The 380-nt window shown below is 56.3% G+C and carries 1 protein-coding gene; it reads left to right on the top strand.

From position 1 onward, the window contains the following. Window positions 1–265, top strand: a 265-nt coding sequence (locus ACXJMZ_RS37470) for a hypothetical protein (RefSeq protein WP_457034448.1), incomplete at its 5' end; no start/stop codon positions are given. Window positions 266–380 lie beyond the last annotated feature (115 nt).

The following is a 380-nucleotide window of genomic DNA, read 5'->3' as shown; positions in this document are numbered from 1 at the left end:
GGGGATGTCAACATATCTGGCGTTGACTTTTGGCACGCTGTTGAGTTCTCAAGGAACGGACACTTCCTTCGAGCCGCTTATCAGGCGGACCCTCCGGGCGCTTCGTTCTTTCGTGTTTCAAGCTTATCAGACGTTTTCCGCTCCGTTTTCCGGAGTGTATTTCGTCTTTCGGCTTTTGCCTTTCGGCACTCCCGAACTCTACCAGAGCTATTCGGCCCGCTTTTCCCTCTCGAATATGCATCCGAATGGGCGCGTGACGAAGTGACTCGTCAGGGTTTGGGGGTTCCGCTGTCCGGTGTGACCCGGTTTCAGCGACTCGGACTACGTTAGGGCACCGCGCAGGCTGCGTCAAACACAGTGGGGCCGGATCTGTCCAGATC

It is taken from the genome of Kitasatospora sp. P5_F3 (genome assembly GCF_054049135.1).
The sequence above is the reverse complement of the archived record's forward strand: the minus strand, read 5'-3'. Positions and strand labels throughout refer to the sequence as shown.